The 19,605-nt window shown below is 65.6% G+C and carries 13 protein-coding genes and 1 tRNA gene; 7 read left to right on the top strand and 7 right to left on the bottom strand.

Features of this window, described 5'->3' with window-relative positions; all coding sequences use genetic code 11:
- Positions 1-102: 102 nt before the first annotated feature.
- The 6 genes from G9Q37_RS12105 to G9Q37_RS12130 all read right to left on the bottom strand — a co-directional run bounded on the left by G9Q37_RS12105 (position 103) and on the right by G9Q37_RS12130 (position 8,771).
- Positions 103-690 (bottom strand): LexA family protein, encoded by a 588-nt coding sequence (locus G9Q37_RS12105; protein WP_166227438.1) that lies wholly within the window; start codon positions 688-690, stop codon positions 103-105.
- A 746-nt stretch (positions 691-1,436) separates the two neighbouring features.
- Complete coding sequence (locus tag G9Q37_RS12110) at positions 1,437-2,321, bottom strand: PD-(D/E)XK motif protein (protein WP_476702848.1); 885 nt, start codon at positions 2,319-2,321, stop codon at positions 1,437-1,439.
- 101 nt (positions 2,322-2,422) lie between these two features.
- The gene (locus G9Q37_RS12115) at positions 2,423-4,678 is read right to left on the bottom strand and encodes a Z1 domain-containing protein (protein ID WP_166227439.1); all 2,256 of its coding nucleotides are present in this window, start codon (positions 4,676-4,678) and stop codon (positions 2,423-2,425) included.
- Positions 4,662-6,248: an ATP-binding protein gene (locus G9Q37_RS12120; protein WP_240936380.1), complete on the bottom strand. Its 1,587-nt coding sequence runs from the start codon at positions 6,246-6,248 to the stop codon at positions 4,662-4,664. Before G9Q37_RS12120 ends, G9Q37_RS12115 begins: the two co-directional genes overlap by 17 nt.
- Positions 6,242-7,588, bottom strand: coding sequence for a DNA cytosine methyltransferase (locus tag G9Q37_RS12125; protein ID WP_166227440.1), 1,347 nt, complete (start codon positions 7,586-7,588; stop codon positions 6,242-6,244). Before G9Q37_RS12125 ends, G9Q37_RS12120 begins: the two co-directional genes overlap by 7 nt.
- 514 nt (positions 7,589-8,102) lie before the next feature.
- The gene (locus G9Q37_RS12130) at positions 8,103-8,771 is read right to left on the bottom strand and encodes a c-type cytochrome (RefSeq protein WP_166227441.1); all 669 of its coding nucleotides are present in this window, start codon (positions 8,769-8,771) and stop codon (positions 8,103-8,105) included.
- 126 nt (positions 8,772-8,897) lie between these two features.
- Here G9Q37_RS12130 and G9Q37_RS12135 point away from each other — a divergent pair, with 126 nt between their 5' ends.
- The 7 genes from G9Q37_RS12135 to G9Q37_RS12165 all read left to right on the top strand — a co-directional run bounded on the left by G9Q37_RS12135 (position 8,898) and on the right by G9Q37_RS12165 (position 18,347).
- On the top strand, positions 8,898-9,740 hold the full coding sequence (locus tag G9Q37_RS12135) for an AAA family ATPase (RefSeq protein WP_166227442.1): 843 nt from the start codon (positions 8,898-8,900) through the stop codon (positions 9,738-9,740).
- On the top strand, positions 9,737-10,330 hold the full coding sequence (locus G9Q37_RS12140) for a GNAT family N-acetyltransferase (RefSeq protein ID WP_166231248.1): 594 nt from the start codon (positions 9,737-9,739) through the stop codon (positions 10,328-10,330). Before G9Q37_RS12135 ends, G9Q37_RS12140 begins: the two co-directional genes overlap by 4 nt.
- A 19-nt stretch (positions 10,331-10,349) precedes the next feature.
- Positions 10,350-11,537 carry a vWA domain-containing protein gene (locus G9Q37_RS12145; RefSeq protein ID WP_166227443.1) on the top strand — a complete coding sequence of 396 codons (1,188 nt, stop codon included), beginning with the start codon at positions 10,350-10,352 and terminating at the stop codon, positions 11,535-11,537.
- A gap of 7 nt (positions 11,538-11,544) precedes the next feature.
- Positions 11,545-13,548: an autotransporter assembly complex protein TamA gene (locus G9Q37_RS12150; RefSeq protein WP_166227444.1), complete on the top strand. Its 2,004-nt coding sequence runs from the start codon at positions 11,545-11,547 to the stop codon at positions 13,546-13,548.
- Positions 13,549-13,550: 2 nt separating this feature from the next.
- Positions 13,551-17,654, top strand: coding sequence for a translocation/assembly module TamB domain-containing protein (locus tag G9Q37_RS12155; RefSeq protein WP_166227445.1), 4,104 nt, complete (start codon positions 13,551-13,553; stop codon positions 17,652-17,654).
- Positions 17,655-17,709: 55 nt separating this feature from the next.
- Positions 17,710-17,784: transfer RNA gene (locus tag G9Q37_RS12160), tRNA-Arg, on the top strand.
- Between the two features lie 119 nt (positions 17,785-17,903).
- Positions 17,904-18,347, top strand: coding sequence for a VOC family protein (locus tag G9Q37_RS12165; protein WP_166227446.1), 444 nt, complete (start codon positions 17,904-17,906; stop codon positions 18,345-18,347).
- Here G9Q37_RS12165 and G9Q37_RS12170 read toward each other — a convergent pair whose 3' ends face one another.
- On the bottom strand, positions 18,348-19,601 hold the full coding sequence (locus tag G9Q37_RS12170) for a nucleoside recognition domain-containing protein (RefSeq protein WP_166227447.1): 1,254 nt from the start codon (positions 19,599-19,601) through the stop codon (positions 18,348-18,350).
- Positions 19,602-19,605: the final 4 nt, after the last annotated feature.

The following is a 19,605-nucleotide window of genomic DNA, read 5'->3' on the forward strand; positions in this document are numbered from 1 at the left end:
GAGACAAAGAGGGGCCCGGGCACCTGCTGCGAGCAGCTCGGGCGCCGTGGGCGTTGGGCAGTGGATGCGGCTTAGGCCGCTTGGCTGGAGGCGTTCAGTGGGTCACCTCCGTCGACGGAAAGAGCCGACCACCACACCGAGGATTTCGAGGCCGCCGCTCGGGCGGATGGGTTCGAACTCGGGGTTCGCGGCTTCAAGGAACCAGGTGCCGTCGGGGTCACGGCGCAGGTACTTCACGGTGAGGCCACCGTCGACGACGGCGACCACGACATCACCCGGGCCGTAGGGCGAGTTGTGTTCGACGATGGCAATGTCGCCATCGAGCATGCCGGCGTCCTTCATGGAGTCGCCTTTGACGCGCACAAGGCTCGAGCGCCCCGGGTGGCTCAGCAGGTAGTCGTCGATGCTGAGCACCTCGAACTGGTCTTCCTCCTGGCCAGCTGGCTGCGGCAGGCCCGCGCGCACCGAGCCCAGGATGGGCCGAGCGAAGAACTTCTTGGTGGGCGCCACGCGCCCGTCAGCGCGCTCCAGGTACCCCGCCTCTGTCAGCCGGCCGAGCGCCGCGAACACGGAGCTCGTGGAGGACAGGCCCATGGTCGTGGCCAGCTTGGCCATGGACGGGAAGCTGCGGTGGAGCTTCCAGTGCCGCTGCAGAGCAGCCAGGTGCTTGGCGTCAGGGGTGGAGTGCATGTGCTTCGCCGTCGAATAGGTGTTCGATGACGAAGACTGTACGGGCATCCATTGCGCCGTTCAAGATGTGTAGGCGTTCAAGGTCCTACCGGCGGCTTTGCGAACGAGGCGGCAAACCCACGCCGGGCGGCACGTCGAGATTGATTTCGGGACACCAACAGCGAAGCAACCGTACGAGTTGGCGGATTTTTATGGCCAGCGTCTTCAAGTACCAGGGCAGCGGACACCTGGAGAGAGCCCTGCGCCGACTTGAGAGAGTGAGTCGAAGCTGGTTCGGTCATCAGTTCCTTGCTTCCCGGGCGCGGGGCAAGGCTTCGCTGGATAACTGGAGCGGTCCTCTGTCTGGGGTCTACCGTAAAGGTCGCCTCGCGAAGAACTTCCAAGCACGTTGCAGATGCCTCCGACTCCAACAATGGGCGGCCTGACCGCCAAATAGAGCAGCGCGCAACAGCTGCCCTTTCCGACCTTGAAGCAGCCAACCTTGTAATCACGGTCTTGATGACCGCGTCGTTTATTCCGGCCACGAAATGAGGGGAGAAGGCCGCTTGGAGAGAGGGTGCATCTCCTGAGGCCTTCTGAACGCAAGCAGCCCGTTCGTCCTCGTCAACGACCCACCAAACATCGTTCAAGGCGAGGTCGTAGATATGCTGGCGGACTGCCTCAACCTCAGCAGGCTCACCGCGCACCTCAACCATGAACTCAAACATATCCATGGTTGGGTCTAGCGACGCCTCTGGAGTAGCCTCTTACGAGGCTGGGAGCTTCGCAGACCTTCGAAGGGCATGTCGAGGACGGTTTTGGTACTCTTTTGCGAGGCCGGTAATGTCGGCTTTGTACCGAACATCCGAAATCACAGCGACCGACTCCCCATCAATCGCAGGCGCAGGAATGACTGCACTGGGGATGAAAACAAGCGAGTCTGTGGCACCCGCCAGTTCGAACAGATGCTCATCGGCAGACTCAGCGTCCTCGCCAAGTGTCTGGACTAGAAGGCCCCAAAACTTTGTCTGACGGCGTTCATCGAGGCGCGCGGAAATGAGTCTCGCAAGGTCGAGAACTGTCTTGCCGTTGGAGGACCGCGAAAGCGTCACCGAAGCAATGAGGTCTCCATCTCTGCCAGGGCGTACTTGTTTCAGAGAAAACTCGTGTTGGCGAAGTGCGCGCTCTGTTGATTTCACTTCGATGCGCTGCGTCTCGAACTCGAAGTCAAAAGCATCCGTAGCACGACTGTGCCAAGCATCGACAAAGCTATTGGGGTCTTCGGCCAGATGAATCAACAGTAGCTCGCCCCACAGCCCGACAACAGACTTCTCGGCAGGAGCAGCCATCTTCCTGAACAGTTCAAGCAGAGCCTCAACCACGGCATCAGCCTCTGCTTGGCCAAGCATCTGAGCATGCGAATTGGCGGTTGCGGCCATCAACTCGACAAAGTACCGATGCAAGTGAGGGCTATCGGTCATGCAGGCAAACTTGCAGTAGGTACCTACCTCTGCCAGCCCAGTCAGGTCGTTGACCACCTCAAACTGCTTGTCGAAGGCGACCTGCACATGCTTCAAGCGAATGTCGGCTCTTGGCGAACGTCTTCCTTCGCAAGCCAGAAGAAGCAAAGGCTCCCCGTTGGCGCCCTTCAAAAGAAAGTGCGGATGGCCAGGCCCGCTACGAAGGGCAGTCGCGGCCGCATGTGGGCCAGATGGCGGCAAGTTTTGGTACTGAGACCAGAGGGAGGTACTGTTCAAGAAAGCTCCGATTGCACTAGGTAGTTTTTCTCCAAGCCTTCGGGTATATGCACGCCGTACCAAGGAACATCCATGTCTACTATTCCACCGGTGTGCGCATCACGGAGGTGGAACTTCCGAAGATGCAACGAGACCCTTTCCGGTGCAATGAAACTCCTGTCTCCTCCGTAAGTCAGTTTCTCGCGGTCGTTCGTTCCCGCTGGTGACTTGCCTTGGGCCACCTGATTGATTAGGTTCTTATCTTTTCTCTTTCTGCGCGTATTTGGCTCAAGTTCGGAAATGAGGAAGACGTCCGCACACGTTTGCCCCTCTTCCATTAGCTTCTCAAGAGCTTTGACCGCCGCAATTCGCTCAACTTCCTCTGTCTGCAACCCTAGGCGGAACTCACGAAGGAAAGACAAAACAGAGGTCAGCGGAACCGCTTCGACTAGCAGATTTCGCTTTGAGTCGACTCGCCTATCTATGAACAAGTCTGGGTAAGCCTCCTGCGCGGGCACCACCGAATAGTTCGTTCGAAGCTCAGTACAGAAGCTGTCGAAGACTTCCCGGTTGCTCGCAACGCACGAAGAATCGATGTGTGCTCCGGCCGGCTCTATCCAGCCCTTCGCCAAGAACGCGGTGAGCGGAATTCCGATGACTCCAGCACGAGTCGGCTTCATGCTGCTGTCAAGAATGAACTGACGAGCCCACTCTTTTAGGGCCTTGCCTCGTTGTTCACTCAAGCTCTTGTGTATGTCGAGTTCGTGCTCCACATAGCGCTCAAAGGCAACTCGCACTTGCTGCTGAAGGTAAACCCTGCAGTAGCCGAGGTACTTCTCCTTGTAGCCATAGAACCTAGCCCGCTGTTGGAGGCTGTCAGCGTTGCCTGTCGCGAGGGGCCTTGGCATGTAAGTTACGACTAGGCCCTCGACCGTGAATCCTCGGTCGAGCTTTGCGCCGCCGACCAATATCCAGTACTCACTGGTGCTCCAGTTGATTGGCGATGAACCCGGACTTGTCGAGTTCACCTCCCGGACCATCACGCTTCGCAGCACGAAACGCAGGTGCTTGATAAGTGCTTCAAACGGAGGAAGCGAAGAACCTACGGTTGAGAGCAAGTCAGCGTAGGCTGGCTCGAAAGCCTTGTGCAATGCCTGCACGAGTTCCTCTGCTTTGCTGTCCGCGATTCCTCTCCAAGAAGCCACCAGCTCATCAAGCCATTGCAGATAGTCGTTGTGCTTTCCAGTTTGCTGAGAAGGGTGGACCATCATCGTGCGGTTTGCACGGCTATGCGCCTCTTCTGCAGCGCAGGCACCCAGAAGGTACACGCGTAGGGCCTCAACAAGTGCTGCGGGTGGGCTAGTTGATTGAGCAAGCGACAGGACGGCTTGGTCATCCGGTATGGTCTTGGCATACCCGCTCTTGGGAGCAAAAAGGGTCCTGCCGCCCACGTAGCCAGCGCCAGGAGAGACCAGTTCTGCAAACTCCGGAGAAAGCTCGTCCACCAAGCTGACCAGCAGGTTCGCCTGTGGCGTTGCCGTGTACTGGACGTATGTGTGGTGTGGGAAATGCTGCTTGAGCTCGAGGGCTTCACGGTAATTGGCGCTCTTCTTATCGGCGCCAGTCAGCGTGTTCCGTGCCCCGTAGGTATTGAGCGTCGCTTGGTCCGCCTCATCATCGATGATGAGTGTGGGAATCCTCGAGAGTTCTAGCCCTTTGAGACACTTCCTGAGTTCTGCTAAACGCTTGGGGTGCTTCAGCACCACTGCGATGCACACTCGCTTCTTGTCTCGTGGGTAGTCAGGGTCTAGCCAGTTCCGGAGATGATTCTGAAGAAGCATTCCATCCGATGTGTTGGCTCGGGGCTGGTGGAATAGCGCCCATGGCCGAGTTCTGCCGGGCGCATCGAGTTCGAGGTCCGTCTTTAGGCGCTCTAGCGTCTGCTGCTTCAGGTTCTCCAGCGTGCCCGCAATCAGAACAACTAGCGCGTAACCGTTGTCGTGAGCAAGTGCGGTTACCGTAGTGAACGACAGCGTCTTGCCGCTCTGCACCAGGCCTACTACGAGGCCTGTTGAGGGCTGTGGTGGCGCCTTAGGATTACTGCAGCGCCCAAGGATTTGCTGGGCCTCGAACACAACGGTAGAAAGCGCTTCTTTTGGAATCCCGGCCCTTTCATGCTTGCGCTGTACGAACGCCGTGGTTTCTTCCCCTTGTACTGGCTCCCAAACCAGGGGAGGACGCACATTCTTTAGCTCCCTAACTGTCACCGTCACTGTTTCCTCCCTTCGCAAGTGACTCTCTCAGCAAGCGGTTGAACCAATGCATGGCAATGGTCACAGGATGGCCTGCTCGGTTTGACTTTTCCGCTGCGAGGGCGTACCCAACGGCAAGCCGTAGAAAGAGTTCCGCGTTTTCGTTTTTCGGTCCAATGTATTGCTGCACGAAAGGGTGAGCCATTGAGACATCAACCGTTAGGTCCCTTACAGCCATGCCATCAAGCTGGCTGTTCTCTACCTTTGCCACTCTGACCCACTCTGTAATTGCAGGGTCGATGGACGTGCGAACAAGGACGTTCCACAGTTGCCCGTCGATGTTTATGCTGAACTTGGATTCGGTTGCAACAAGTGTTGGCTCGGGCTCAGAACGAGCGGATGCCAAATATGCTTCCTGCGACAAACCGCTGATGGAGAGCACATCAGAGGCGGTTGCTGTCATATCTGCCGCCAATGAGCTTGACGCCTTTTTCAGGACAGACTGCAACGCCCCTTTGGTTGGACGAGCTCGATAGTTATCCGCCTGCTTTAGCAGGTCTACACCATCGCGAAGATTATCCCGCAGAACTTGAAGGAACTCCTCCTCGAGGTCATCCCACCTAAACCCGTCTTTGGTGTGGCTGACTTCGAAACCTTCAACATTGAGTTCTCCAAATAGCCTTTGATATCGGAAGCTATTGGAGTTGCCGAAGATATCTTGGGGGCGGTAACTCTCATCGTCGCTGCCAAGAATCAGCCGATTCCTTCGAAATAGAGCGAACCCTGCGTGTGCTGTTGACGCTTCTTTTCTGATAGCCGCAAACCCCCAAACACGCCTGCCGTTGGGGAGTTGAAAATCAAGGGGTTTTTTCCACTGCACCGGTAGTGCGGTTGGCGTCGAGTAAGGAGGAGCAACGAGCACTTCCGGCTCGTCAAACTGGAGCGGCTCTCTGTCCTCGTCGAAATAGAGTTCAATTTCACCAGAGCGCAGGTACATCCGGTAAATGCTCGCAAGGTGGTCACGGAGCTTTTTCTGTGTCCTCTTTACGGGGAACTTTTTCCCCAGGTTCTCAAGACGCAAAACCGTGTAGTGGTCTCCTACCCCTGCGGGAGTCTCGACAACCTCGAGTTGCTCAAGCCGTTCATTGACAATCTTGTCCAGGTCGAACCGAATAATTCGCTCGACAGTCTCACCCAGTGCCTTGGTTCGAACATTCCATGTATGGGTAAACCAGCAGGCCGCTGTTTTCATACCCATACCGAACTCCGACAAACCCGTGCGGTCTGTCGGAATCTCAGCCGGCCTAAATGCGCGAGGAAAGTCAACGCCGCGAATCCCAGCGGCATTGTCCGAAATCTCGATTAGGTTGTTGGCTTGGTCCAGCCAAACTCGAATCTTCAGCTTGAACCCAGCGCCGTGGAGTGCTTGAAGAGCATCCTTGTGTGACAAATAGCTTTGAATGCTGTTGTCAACGAATTCTGCTACTGCATACCAAGCCTTGTAGTTGAGATGCGAAAGAACCGAAAGGATTGATGAGTTCGGGCGAATTCCTACTGCTTTGACTTGCTGCGTCGTGGTTTCAGTCAACATGCCTCCGCAACCTCTTCTTTTGTGACGCGAGTCTTAGGTGCTCTCTTGGGCGCTCGTCCCGACTTGATTAGCGCTTCGGCGACCATTTCGACGACGCGCGAGTTGACGGCATTGCCAAGCGCATGAAATGCTCGTGTTTGGCTTTCAGGGAGTGAATTCAGCTCACTCAAGCACTGCAGCCGTGCGCATTCTTTTGGCGTCATGTATCGCTTTTGCCACCCAATGATGGGGACTTGGGTGTCTGTCATCGCGATTAAGCTCGGCGCAGTGTTTCGCCGCTTAATACGGACTCCCGAGGCTCTGAACTGAATGACATAGTCATAGATGTTGCGAGCGCCCCCTTTGACGTTCCACTCAAACTTCTGCAGGCTTGATGGGAACCGGAGTACCTGCTTCAGCCAGGGGTCAATCCACTTCCTGTTGTCGGCGTAGAACTGCCGGTTTTGGCGAATGAAGTCCTGCTTCCACTTAGGAAAGACCAACTGGTCGCGCGCATGGCTGGGCAAGGCGGCAAACCGCTCTTCCTCAGATGCGAACGTCCCCAACTTCACCCCGTGTGAACCGTGCATACCTGCGAGGGCTCTCTTGCCACCACGAAGGAAGGCTCGGCGCGGCGTCTCGTTCTCATAGGGGTAGTCCGCGCCCCACTCCATCGACCACAGCGGGAAAGAAGGGAGCTCGACATCAGCAGGCACGCGGCGGAGAAAGTCATTCCAGACTTCCAGGCAGTCCGCAACTTGAGGAGAGAGTCGCTTCGCGTCGTCTGGCATGGCATCCAAGACGTCTTCGATGGAAGTCGGCTCATTGCTGGTTGCCGGCCACTCGAAACTGTCTAGCGGGTCCAGGGAACCTACGATGTAGACACGCTCACGAATCTGAGGGATGCCGAACTGGTGAGGCGAGAGCTTGGTGAATTCGACGTGGTAGTTGAGATTGCGGAGACGCCTCTCAATCTCCTGGAGAGTCCTTCCCCCGTCGTGCTTGAGAAGATTTGGGACATTCTCCAAGATGAAAAATCGAGGGCGCTTGGCTCGGAGAATGTCCTCTACGTTGAAGAACAAGCCTCCTTGGCTAGTGCATTCGAACCCTTTCTGCTCGCCGGCCTTCGAGAATGGCTGGCAGGGGAACCCCGCTGTAAGCACGTCATGCTCAGGGATATCTTTAGCAGACACCTTCGTGATGTCGCCCACAGGTCGCAGGCCATGGTTCACCTCGTACAGGTCTTGAAGGTGCGCCTTCCACTCTGCCGCAAAGACGCACTCTCCGCCGAGGTGTCGTAGAGCTACATGGAACCCCCCGAGACCGGCAAAGAGGTCGATGAACCGGAACTTTTCCTGCATTTTTACCCTTTGAGTTTTGCTTGTAGTTTTTAGTTATTGTGTTTAGCCACCGGGCGCTACGACAGCGCTTGCTCACTCCAGGCAACACCAAGCCGTGGTCTTGCACACGAGGTGCAAACCGACAAGAGAAGTGGTGCTCGAGTAAGTGCGCGGGGTCTCCCGACGCACTACCTAGTCTCAGCCTAAATGCCTCCCGGCATTTTTAGTGCTAGCTGATTGTTTGTACAGGCTTTACCGTCAGTGGAGGGCCGCTTTTTCACCACGATGACGAGCTGGGGCCAATCACCAGGGGGACGGCCCTTAGTGGCCCGGCGGGCTAGCGCCTGGGCTCTCGACTAGAACCGTCGGGGACTTCCTGTAGGCCGCCTGCAACAGCCCCCTAATTTTGCTCATCCGCTTCGCCAAGGATGGCGTAAGTCATTGATTCGATTGACTTTTGGCCATCTGCACATTAACACCCCACGGCAAATAAAAAGCCGCCCTCGGGCGGCTTTTTGTCCGGGCGCTTCGGCGATCAGCGGAAGCGCGACTGCGGCACGGTCTGCAGTTCGCCGGGCAGCGTGCTCAGGTACTTGGCGATGGCGCGCATTTCGGCCGGGCTGTACTGCTTGGCGATGCCGCCCATGACGCCGTTGCTGCGGCCGATCACGTTGTTGCCCTCGACGGTGTACGACTTGAGCGCCACGAAGAGGTAGTCGGCGTGCTGGCCGCCGATCTTGGGGTAGCTCGGGTCGAGCGGCTTGCTGAAGTTGGCGCCGTGGCAGGACACGCAGGCGCCCTTGGTCAGCAGCGCGGCCACATCGGCGCTCGCGGCGGGAATGGCTTCGGGCGCAGCCGGGCCGGCCTGGCCGGCGTAGAAGGCCGCGAGGTCGGCCATGTCCTGCTCGCTCAGCGAGCCCGCGATGCCGCGCATGGACGGGTGCTTGCGCTCGCCCTTCTGGTAGGCCTTGAGCGCCGACACGATGTACGGGCCCGATTGGCCGGAGATCATGGGCACCTTGTGGATCTCGGGGAAACTGTTCTGGTAGCCCTTGATGCCGTGGCAGCCGATGCACATCTCGGCCTTCTTTTTGCCGGCTTCCACGTCACCGCTGACGCCTTGCGCCTGGGCCGACACGGCAGCGACAAACAACGTCGCAGCGGCGACAAGGGTACGGGCGATCGGGTTCAGCAGTGGGGTCATTTTGCTAGCACAATGAAGAACGGCCGGGAAAGAACAACCGCGGATTATAGGAGCGGTCGCCACCCCCCCGGCACATCCCGAGTCCCGCGCGCGGACAGCCGCGCCGCCACCCCGAGGTCGCCGTTCATGAAATTCCAGGGTTCCGAGAACTACGTCGCCACGCAGGACCTGATGCTGGCCGTAAACGCCGCCATCACGCTCAAGCGCCCGCTGCTCGTCAAGGGCGAGCCCGGCACCGGCAAGACCATGCTGGCCGAGGAAGTGGCCCAGGCCCTGAACATGCCGCTGCTGCAGTGGCACATCAAGAGCACCACCAAGGCCCAGCAGGGGCTGTACGAATACGACGCCGTGAGCCGCCTGCGCGACTCGCAGCTCGGCGACGAGCGGGTCAAGGACATCCACAACTACATCGTCAAAGGCGTGCTCTGGCAGGCCTTCACGGCCGACCAGCCGGTGGCGCTGCTGATCGACGAGATCGACAAGGCCGACATCGAATTCCCCAACGACCTGCTGCGCGAACTCGATCGCATGGAGTTCTACTGCTACGAGACGCGCGAGCTGATCAAGGCCAAGCACCGGCCGCTGGTGTTCATCACCTCGAACAACGAGAAAGAACTGCCCGACGCCTTCCTGCGCCGCTGCTTCTTCCACTACATCAAGTTTCCCGACGCGGAAACGATGCACAAGATCGTCGATGTGCACTTCCCCACCCTCAAGAAAGACCTGCTCAAGGTGGCGATGAAGACCTTCTACGACGTGCGCAACCTGCCGGGCCTGAAGAAAAAGCCCAGCACCAGCGAACTGCTCGACTGGCTCAAGCTGCTGATGGCCGAGGACATCCCGCTCGAGGCCCTGCAAAGCGCCGACGACAAGGTGTCCATCCCGCCGCTGGTGGGCGCGCTGCTCAAGAACGAGCAGGACACCACGCTGTTCGAGAAGCTGGTGTTCATGAACCAGAGGAACCGCTGATGTTCGTGCAACCGGTCGTGCTGCGCGACCGCGGGCTGCGGCTGGAGCCGCTCGCCCCCGAACACGAAGACGGCCTGCGCGCCGCCGCGGCCGATGGCGAACTCTGGACGCTGCGCATCACCTCGGTGCCCGAGCCCGCGCAGACGCGCCAGTACATCGACGACGCGCTGCGCATGCGCGCCGAGGGCCACCGCTTCGCCTTCGCGGTGGTCGACGAGGCCAGCGGCCGCGTGCTCGGCAGCACCAGCTACCACGACATCCTGCCCGCGGTGAAGCGCGTGGAGATCGGCTACACCTGGTACGCGCGCAGCGTGCAGCGCACCCACGTGAACACCACCTGCAAGCTGCTCATGATGGGCCACGCCTTCGACACCCTGGGCTGCCACGTGGTGGGCTGGCGCACCGACAACTTCAACTTCGCGTCGCAGCAGGCCATCGAACGCCTGGGCGCGAAGAAGGACGGCGTGATCCGCGGCCACGCGCTGCGCCGCGACGGCACCATCCGCGACACGGTGATGTACAGCATGCGCGCGGGCGAGTGGCCCGAAGCGCGCGCCCAGCTGCTGTACCTGCGCGCGCGCCACGACTGAACCCGACCGGGAGATCGCCATGCTGATCGACTTCTTCTACACCCTGCGCGCGGCCAAGCTGCCGGTGTCGGTGAAGGAGTACCTCACGCTGCTCGAGGCACTCAAGGCCGACGTGGTCGGCCCGACCAACCCCGACGCCTGCAGCATGGACGACTTCTACTTCCTCTCGCGCACCGCGCTCGTGAAGGACGAGAAGCACTTCGACAAGTTCGACCGCGCCTTCGCCGCCTACTTCAAGGGCGTGGAGATGATCGCGGACTTCACCAAGCCCATCCCGGCCGACTGGCTGCGCCAGGAGATGGAGCGCATCCTGTCCGAGGAGCAGAAGGCCAACGCGCCCAAGATGGACTGGGACGAGCTGATGGAAACGCTGAGGAAGCGCCTGGAGGAGCAGAAGGAACGCCACGAGGGCGGCAGCAAGTGGATCGGCACCGGCGGCACCTCGCCCTTCGGCAACGGCGGCCAGAACCCGCAGGGCATCCGCATCGGTGGCAAGGGCGGCGGCAAGACCGCGGTGAAGGTCTGGGAGCAGCGCAGCTACCGCGATTACGACGACACGCAGGAACTGGGCACGCGCAACATCAAGGTGGCCCTGCGCCGCCTGCGCAAGTTCGCGCGCGAGGGCAACGAGCTCGAACTCGACCTGCCCGACACCATCCGCAGCACCGCGGCCAACGCCGGCTGGCTGGACATCAAGATGATTCCGGAGCGGCACAACAACGTGAAGGTGCTGCTGCTCATGGACGTGGGCGGCACCATGGACGAGCACATCCAGCGCGTCGAGGAGCTGTTCTCGGCCGTCAAGAGCGAGTTCAAGCACCTCGAGTTCTATTACTTCCACAACTGCGTCTACGACTTCATGTGGAAGAACAACCGCCGCCGCTACGCCGAGAAGTTCCCCACCTGGGACATCATCCGCAAGTACAACAAGGACTACAAACTGGTCTTCGTGGGCGATGCCACCATGAGCCCCTACGAGATCCTGCAGCCCGGCGGCAGCGTGGAATACAACAACGAAGAAGCCGGCGCCGAGTGGCTGCAGCGGCTCACGCACGCCTTTCCCAAATTCGCCTGGATCAACCCCGAGCCCCAGGGCGTGTGGCAATACCGGCAGAGCATCGGCATCGTGCAGCAGCTCATGGGGCAACGCATGTTCCCGTTGACACTCAAGGGCTTGGAAGACGCGATGCGCATGCTGTCGAAATAATGGCGGCATGCCCGTAACGCCACCGGCCCGATGCCGCCGGGCCGTCTGCCGCCCGTTCCTGTCCGCGATCCTGTTGCTCATCGGCCTGCACGCCCTGCCCGTGCAGGCCCAGGCACCCGCGCCCGAAGCGGCCGAGGCGGCCGACGAAGCCGACGCCGCCGAGCCCGCCGACACCCGTGCGCGCCGCACCGCCGCGCGCGCGCCGGTGCGTCCGCGCTTCGAACTCCAGATCGACGCCCCCGAGGCGCAGCGCGAACTGCTCGAACGCCACCTCGAGATCCAGCGCTTTCGCGAGCAGCGCAGCCTCGACGCGGCCGAGCTCGAGCGCCTGCTGCTCGAACTGCCGGCCAACGCGCGCCGCCTGCTCGCCACCCAGGGCCTGTTCTCGCCGCGCATCACGCTGGGCGCGCTGCAGCCGCCCAGCGCCGAGGCCGTGGCCGCCGCGGGCGACGGGCCCGCGCCGCTCGGGCGCATCCCGCTGCAGATCGAGCCGGGCCCGGTCACCACCGTGGCCTCGGTGCAGGTCAGCTTCAAGGGCGCGGTCACCGAAGACGCCGACGCCGCCGAGCAGCGCGAAGACATCGAGCGCGACGCCCAGGTGCTGGTGGGCCAGACCTTCACCCAGGACGGCTGGGACCGCGCCAAATCGGCCGCACTGCGACGCCTCACCGCGCTGCGCTACCCGGGCGGTCGCATCAGCACCAGCCTGGCCGACGTGGACGGCGCCACCACCAGCGCACGGCTCTACATCGAACTCGACTCGGGCCCGCGCCAGCGCCTCGGCGCGATCCAGATCGAGGGCGCGCAGCGCTACGACCCGAAAATCAGCGAGCGCATCGTGAGCCTCACCGGCCTCACACCGGGCAGCGACTACGAGCTCGCGCGGTTGCAGCGCGCGCAGCAGCGCCTGATCGACAGCGGCTACTTCGACGCCGCCTTCGTCTACGTCGAGCCCGCCGACGGCACGGCGCCGCTGCCCGTGAAGGTGCAGGTGCGCGAGGCCATGCGCAAGAAGCTGGTGCTCGGCGTGGGCGGCAGCACCGACAACGGCGCGCGCCTGTCCATCGAACACACGCACAACCAATTGCCTTTCCTGGGCTGGCGCGCGCTGTCCACGCTCAAGCTCGAACGCCAGGACAGCCTGGCCCGCACCGACTGGCGCGCTCCGCCCGACAAGGAAGGCTGGGGCTGGATCACGCTGTTGCAGGCCGCGCGCCAGGAAGACGAGCTCGTGAGCACCGTGAGCCAGCGCGCGCGCTTCGGCCGCGCGCAGGATGGCGAGGAATACGACCGCAGCGTGTACCTGCAATACGACCGCGCGCGCACCGTCACGCCGAGCCAGCGCGAGGCCGGCTCCAACGGCCAGATCGAGTCGTCGATCACCGCCAACTACGCCTGGACGCGCGAGCGCTTCGACGATCCCATCAACCCCAACAGCGGCCAGGGCCTGGCGGTGGAGCTCGGCGCGGGCACCACGCTGGGCATCACGCGCAAACCCTTCGGCCGCGTGCAGGCGCGCTGGCTGGGCGTGCTGCCGCTGGGCGACGCGCCGCGCAGCAGCACGCCGGGCGCGCCCTCGCCCGGCCCGCGGCTGGGCCGGCTCGCGCTGCGGCTCGAAGGCGGCGCGGTGATCGCCAACCGCGACACGCCGGTGCCCGACACCCAGCTCTTCCTCACCGGCGGCGACAACACCGTGCGCGGCTACGGCCTGCGCGACATCGGCGTGAGGCAGCCCGACGGCAGCGTGCTCGCGGGCCGCTACAAGACCGTGGTGAGCCTGGAATGGCAGCGCCCCGTGGGCGGCGACGGCCTGACGCGCTCGGCGCTCGAACACGTGCTGTTCGTCGACGGCGGCGCGGTCGCCAACCGCACGCAAGACCTCCGGATGCAATGGGGCGTGGGCACGGGCCTGCGCTACAACAGCCCGGTCGGCCCGCTGCAGGTCGACCTCGCCTATGGCCTGGAGACCCGCAAGGTGCGGCTGCACCTGAGCGTGGGTTTCGTGTTCTGACCATGGAAACACCGCCGCCGCACCCCGTGCATCCCCCTGAAGCGGGCGACCCCAAGGGCCCGGCCAGGCCGCTGCCCTGGGGTCTGACGATGCTCGGTCGCGCGCTCTTGTGGCTGCCCGCGGTGCTGCTGGGCGTGGTGCTCGCGGGCGCGCTCGCGCTGGGCCTGTGGGCCAGCACCGACGGCTCGCTCGCGCAGGCCCTGCGCTGGGGCCTGGCCTGGCAGGCCGACCACGCGCCCGGGCTCGGCCACATCGAGGCCGAGGGCGTGGAGGGCAGCGTTTTTGGCGGCGGCAGCGTGGGCCGCCTGCGCTGGCAGCAGGAAGGCCTGCGCGTGAGCGCCGACGGCGCGCGCGTGGCCCTGGGTGGGCGCTTCTGGCTCGGTCTGCTGCGCGGCGAGGCGCGCATCGCCCAGCTGCGCGCCGAGCGCGTGCAAGTCATCGACGAGCGCCCGCCCCGCCCTGCCGAGCCCGCCACGCCGCTGCAGAACCTGGTGCTGCCGCTGCCGGTCGAGGTCTCGGCCACCGTGGGCGTGCTCGCGCTGCCCGGGGCCGAGCTGCAGGCCATCGACCTCACCTACCGCTACGGCCGCGCCGACCCCGGCCTGGGCGCGACCGACGCGCACACGCTCACGCTGCGCTCGCTGCAATGGGCCGAGGGCCGCTACCAGGCCCAGGCCACGCTGGGCGCCCAGTCGCCCATGCCGCTGCGGCTGCAGGCGCGCGGCGACCTCGCCACCACCGTGCCCGAAGGCGGCACGCTCGATCTGCGCGCACGCGCCACCGCCCAGGGCACGCTCGCCGGGGCCGACGCGGCGCTGGCGCTCACCGCGCAGATCGAACCCGTGCGCAGCACCGACGCCACGCCCACGCTGGCCGGCACCGCGCGCGTGCGGCCCTGGGCCTCGCAGCCGCTGGACGAGGCCGACCTGCGGCTGCACCGCCTCAACCTGGCCATGCTCTGGCCGCAGGCGCCGCAGACCGCGCTCACCGGCACGCTGCGCGCCCTGCCCGACGGCGCGCAATGGCGCGCGAGCGCGCAACTGCAGAACGAACAGGCGGGTGCGATCGACCGCCGCCGCCTGCCGCTGCAATCGCTCGAACTCGCGCTGGTGCAGCAGGGCGAGCGCTGGACGCTCGAACGCCTGGACGCGCGCGCCGCCGGCGGCCGGCTGCAGGCCGAGGGCCAGCGCGACGGTGTGGCCGCGGCCGGTGCAACGGCAGCGCCCGGCGCCTCACCCTCCGCTTCCCCGCTGACCACGCTGGGCGACTGGCAGGCCCGCCTGCGCCTGAACGGCATCGACCCGGCGCAGCTCTGGAGCACGCTGGCCCCGGCCGCACTCGACGGCGAGCTGCGCGCGCGCGCGCTCGGGCCGCGCAGCGAGCGCCCCGGCGTGGAGGTGGACGCGCGCATCGCGCCCGCGGGCCGGCAGCCCCGGCGCAGCGCGGCCGAGGCCTGGCGCCTGCGCGAGCTCGTGCTGCAAGGCCGCTGGCAGCCCACGGGCGCCTCGCTGTCGGCCGGCGAGCTCACGCTGCAGCGCGCGCGCCTGGACGCGCTCGACGGCCGCATCGACGCGCAAGGCCGGGTGGACACCGCGCGGCCGCAGGCCAACGGCCGCCTCGCGCTCGACCTGCCCGGGCTGCAGGCGCGTTTCGAGGGCACGCTGGCCCACGCCGACGGCCAGGGCGCGCTCGATCTCGACCTGGCCGACGGCGCGCGCCTGCTCGCGTGGTTGCGCGGGCTGCAGAACGCCCCGCTGATCGGCGATGCGCTGCGCACGGCGCTCGCGCCCTGGGCCGACGCGAGCCTGGACGCGCGCGCCTCGGGCCGGCTGCGCTGGCAGGGCGGGCTGGGCGGCATTCCCGCGCTCGGCTGGCCCGGTGCGGGCCGCGCCGCGCCGCCGCGCATCGATCTGCAGCTGCAGGTCGATCGCCTGCGGGCCCAGCGCGGCGGCGACGCGCCGATCGACCTCGCGCTTGGCGACAGCCGCCTCACGCTGCAGGGCCCGCCCGAGGCGCTCGCGCTCACGTTGCGCGCGCGCGCCGGGCGCGCGCCCTGGCGCGCCGAGCTCGACACCGCGGGCCAGCTCGCGCTGGGCAGCAGCCCGCTCGACGGCCGCCAGGGCGCGCTGCGGCTCGACCGCCTCGCGCTCAGCGCCACGCCCGGCGACGCCGGCGTGCGCTGGACGCTCAGCCCCACCGCACCGCTGCGCGCGCGCTGGCGCGCCCACGACAAAGGCCTGGACGCCGAGCTCGACGCCGCCGGCCTGCGTGTGCTGCCGCAGCGCGGCGCCAGCGCGGCCGCCGCCCCCATCACCCTGAGCTGGGACAGCCTGAGCTGGCGCGCCGGCGCGCTGCAAACCCGCGGGCGCCTCGAAGGTCTGCCGCTGGCCTGGGCCGACGCGCTCGCCAGCACCGAAGCCAACGGCCAGGGCCCGCTGGCGGCCGCGGGCCTGGGCGGCGACCTGCTGTTCGACGGCCGCTGGGACCTGCTGCTGCCCGCGCAGGCCGGCGAGCCGCCACGCGTATCGCTCGCGCTCGAACGCCGCAGCGGCGACCTGCTGGTGCAGACCGACGGCGCCGCTTTCGAAGACGCCGCGTCGCGCAGCCAGCGCGTACCGGCCGGCGTGAAGACCGCGCAGCTCAGCGTGAACACCGAGGGCGCGCGCGTGAACGCGCAACTGCGCTGGGACAGCGAGCGCCTGGGCGAGGTGAGCGCCGAGGCCGGCACCACGCTGTCGCCGCCCGACGCCGGCCAGGGCGCCTGGCACTGGCCCGAGAGCGCGCCCCTGAGCGGCCGCGTGCGCGCCAACCTGCCCCAGGTGGGCGTGTGGAGCGTGCTCGCGCCGCCGGGCTGGCGCGTGCGCGGCGCGCTGCGCGCCGAGGCCACGGTCGGCGGCACGCGCGCGGCGCCGCAGTTCAGCGGCAGCCTGCAGGGCGACGACCTCGCGCTGCGCTCCAACGTCGACGGCATCACGTTCCGCAACGGCCAGCTGCGCGCCACGCTCGCGGGCGAGCGCATCGTGATCGAACGCCTGCGGCTCGAAGGCCGCGGCGGCGCCGAGCGCGGCGGGGTGCTGGAGGCCAGCGGCAGCGCCGAATGGCGCCGCGTGCAGCGCGACGGCGCCACCGTGCGCGAGCCTGTGATCGCGCTGCAACTGAGCGCCGACAAACTGCGCGCGTCCACCCGCCCCGACCGCCGCCTCACGGTCAGTGGCCAGCTCGACGCGCGCCTTGAAGGCGCGGCGCTGCGGCTGCGCGGCCGCCTGCGCGCCGACGAAGCGCTCATCGTGCTGCCCGACGAAACCGCGCCCACGCTCGGCGGCGACGTGGTGGTGCGCGGCACCGAATACCCGATCGAGCGCGGCAGCGGCGTGCGCGTGGTGCCCGACGTGCAGGTCACGCTCGACCTGGGCGACGCCTTCCAGCTGCGCGGCCACGGCCTGCAGACCCGGCTCGCGGGCCAGCTCGAGGTGCGCAGCGCGCCCAACGACCCGGCGCCGCGCATCGTGGGCGAGGTGCGCACCATGAGCGGCACCTACCGCGCCTACGGCCAGCAGCTCGCGATCGAGACCGGCGTGGTGCGCTTCAACGGCCCCTACGACAACCCCGCGCTCGAAATCCTCGCGGTGCGGCCCAACGCCACCACGCAGCGCGTGGGCGTGCAGATCACCGGCAGCGCGCAGACGCCGCGCGTGCGCCTGTTCTCCGACCCCGAACTGCCCGACAGCGAAAAGCTCGCCTGGCTGGTGCTGGGCCGACCCGCGAGCGGCGCGGGCGCCGAGGCCGCGGTGCTGCAACAGGCCGCCATCGCCCTGCTCTCGCGCAACGGCAACAGCCCGCTCGACGGCGGCCTGGCCTCGGCCCTGGGCCTGGACGCGCTGAGCTTCAGTGGCAGCAGCACCAATGCGGATGGCAGCAGCACGGCCGCCGCGCTCACGCTGGGCAAGCGCATCGCCGACAACCTCTACCTGAGCTACGAGCGCAGCCTAGCGGGCACGCTCAACACCGTGTCCATCTTCTACGACGTGACGCGCCGCTTCACCGTGCGCGCGCGCGCCGGCAGCGAAAACGCGATCGACCTGATCTTCACACTGAGCCGCGACTAGACCGTTGGCACGGCCAGGCCGCACCGACCCCGCCGATACAATCGCCGCTCGCCGCGCCGCCGTAGTTCAATGGATAGAACGAGCGCCTCCTAAGCGCTAGATACAGGTTCGATTCCTGTCGGTGGCGCCAGCCTGCGCCGACCACCGCCCGTCGCCCCGCCGCCCCCGGCGTCGATCCTTGCCGGTCCCATCCGTCGTGCCCTTGAACGCCCCTCCCGGGCGTTCAACGCCCCCCACACGGAGACCCGCATGCCCACCCAACTCAGCCCCTACCTCTCCTACGACGGCAACTGTGCCGACGCCATGCGCTTCTACGCCGAGCTGTTCGGCGCGAAGCTCGAAGCGCTCATCACCTTCGGCCAGATGCCGCAGGACATGCCCTGCCCGCCCGGTGGCGAGCACCGGGTGATGCATGCGCACCTCGTGCACCCGGGCTTTTCGCTCATGGCCGGCGACACACCGCCCGGCATGGCCTATCGGGGCATCCAGGGCGCGATGATGGCCATCAGCTTCGACGAACCGGCCGAGGCGCAGCGCGTGTTCGCGGCGCTGTCGCAGGGCGGCACGGTCACCATGCCGCTGGCCGAAACCTTCTGGGCGCAGACCTTCGGCATGGTCACCGACCGCTTCGGCACGCCCTGGGGCATCAACGGCGGGCCCAAGGCCATGCCCGCGGCGCCGGCCCAGGGCTGATCAGCGCAGCATCGCGTAGCCGATGCCGATCGCCGCCACCAGGCCCACCGCATCGGCGAACAGCGCACACGCCAGCGCGTAGCGCGTGCGCTGCACGCCCACGCTGCCGAAGTACACCGCGAGCACGTAGAACGTGGTCTCGGTGGAGCCCTGCACGATCGCGGCGAGCCGGCCCACGAAGGAATCGACGCCGTGCACCTGCATCACGTCGATCATCAGGCCGCGCGCGCCCGCGCCCGAGAAGATCTTCATCAGGCCCACGGGCAGCGCGGGCAGGAAGTCGGTGTCCAGGCCCAGCGCGGCCACGCCCGCGCCGATGCCCGCGAGCACGAAGTCCATGCAGCCCGCGGCGCGGAACAGGCCCACGGCCACGAGGATGGCGATCAGGAAGGGCACGATCTGGATCGCCACCCCGAAGCCCTCTTTCGCGCCCTCGATGAAGGCGTCGTACACGTTCACGCGGCGCACCGCGCCCGCGAGCACGAACAGCATCACCACGCCCAGGATCACGGCCGCGCCCGTGGTGCCCGCGATGCGCGCGGCCTGGTCCGCGGGCAGCCGCGCGAGCGCCGCCACCGCGCCCGCGAGCAGGCCGCCCACGGCCAGCAGCGGCAGCAGGAAACGCGCGCGCCACAGCGGCAGGCGCTGGCACACGGCCACCGCGAGCACGCCCGCGAGCAGCGCGATGAAGGTGACCATGAGCGTGGGCAGGAAGATGTCGGCGGCGTTGAAATCGGCGCCCAGGCCCTGCTTGAGCGCCACGCTCTGGCGGATCGCGATCACCGAGGTGGGAATGAGCGTGAGGCCGGCGGTGTTCATCACCACGAACATGATCTGCGCGTGGCTCGCCGTGCCCTCGGGCCCGCGGTTGAGCGTCTGCAGCTCGCGCATGGCCTTCAGGCCCAGCGGCGTGGCCGCGTTGTCCAGGCCCAGCAGGTTGGCCGAGATGTTCAGGGTCATCGCGCCCTGCGCGGGATGGCCCTGCGGCACCTCGGGAAACAGCCGCCGCAGCAGCGGCCCGGCGAGGCGCGCGATCAGCTCGATCACGCCGGCGCGCTCGCCCACGCGCATCAGGCCCAGCCACAGCGCCATCACACCGGCCAGGCCGAGCGAGATCTCGAAGCCCGAGCGCGCGCCGTCGAACAGCGCGGTGAGCAGGGCGCCGAGCACGCCGGTGTCGCCGAGCAGCGCACGCACCAGGGCCGTGGCCAGCGCCACGGTGAAGAGCCCGATCCATGCCCAGTTCATCGCCATGGAC

The sequence above is a fragment of the Hydrogenophaga crocea genome (assembly GCF_011388215.1).
GTDB classification, from domain to species: domain Bacteria; phylum Pseudomonadota; class Gammaproteobacteria; order Burkholderiales; family Burkholderiaceae_C; genus Hydrogenophaga; species Hydrogenophaga crocea.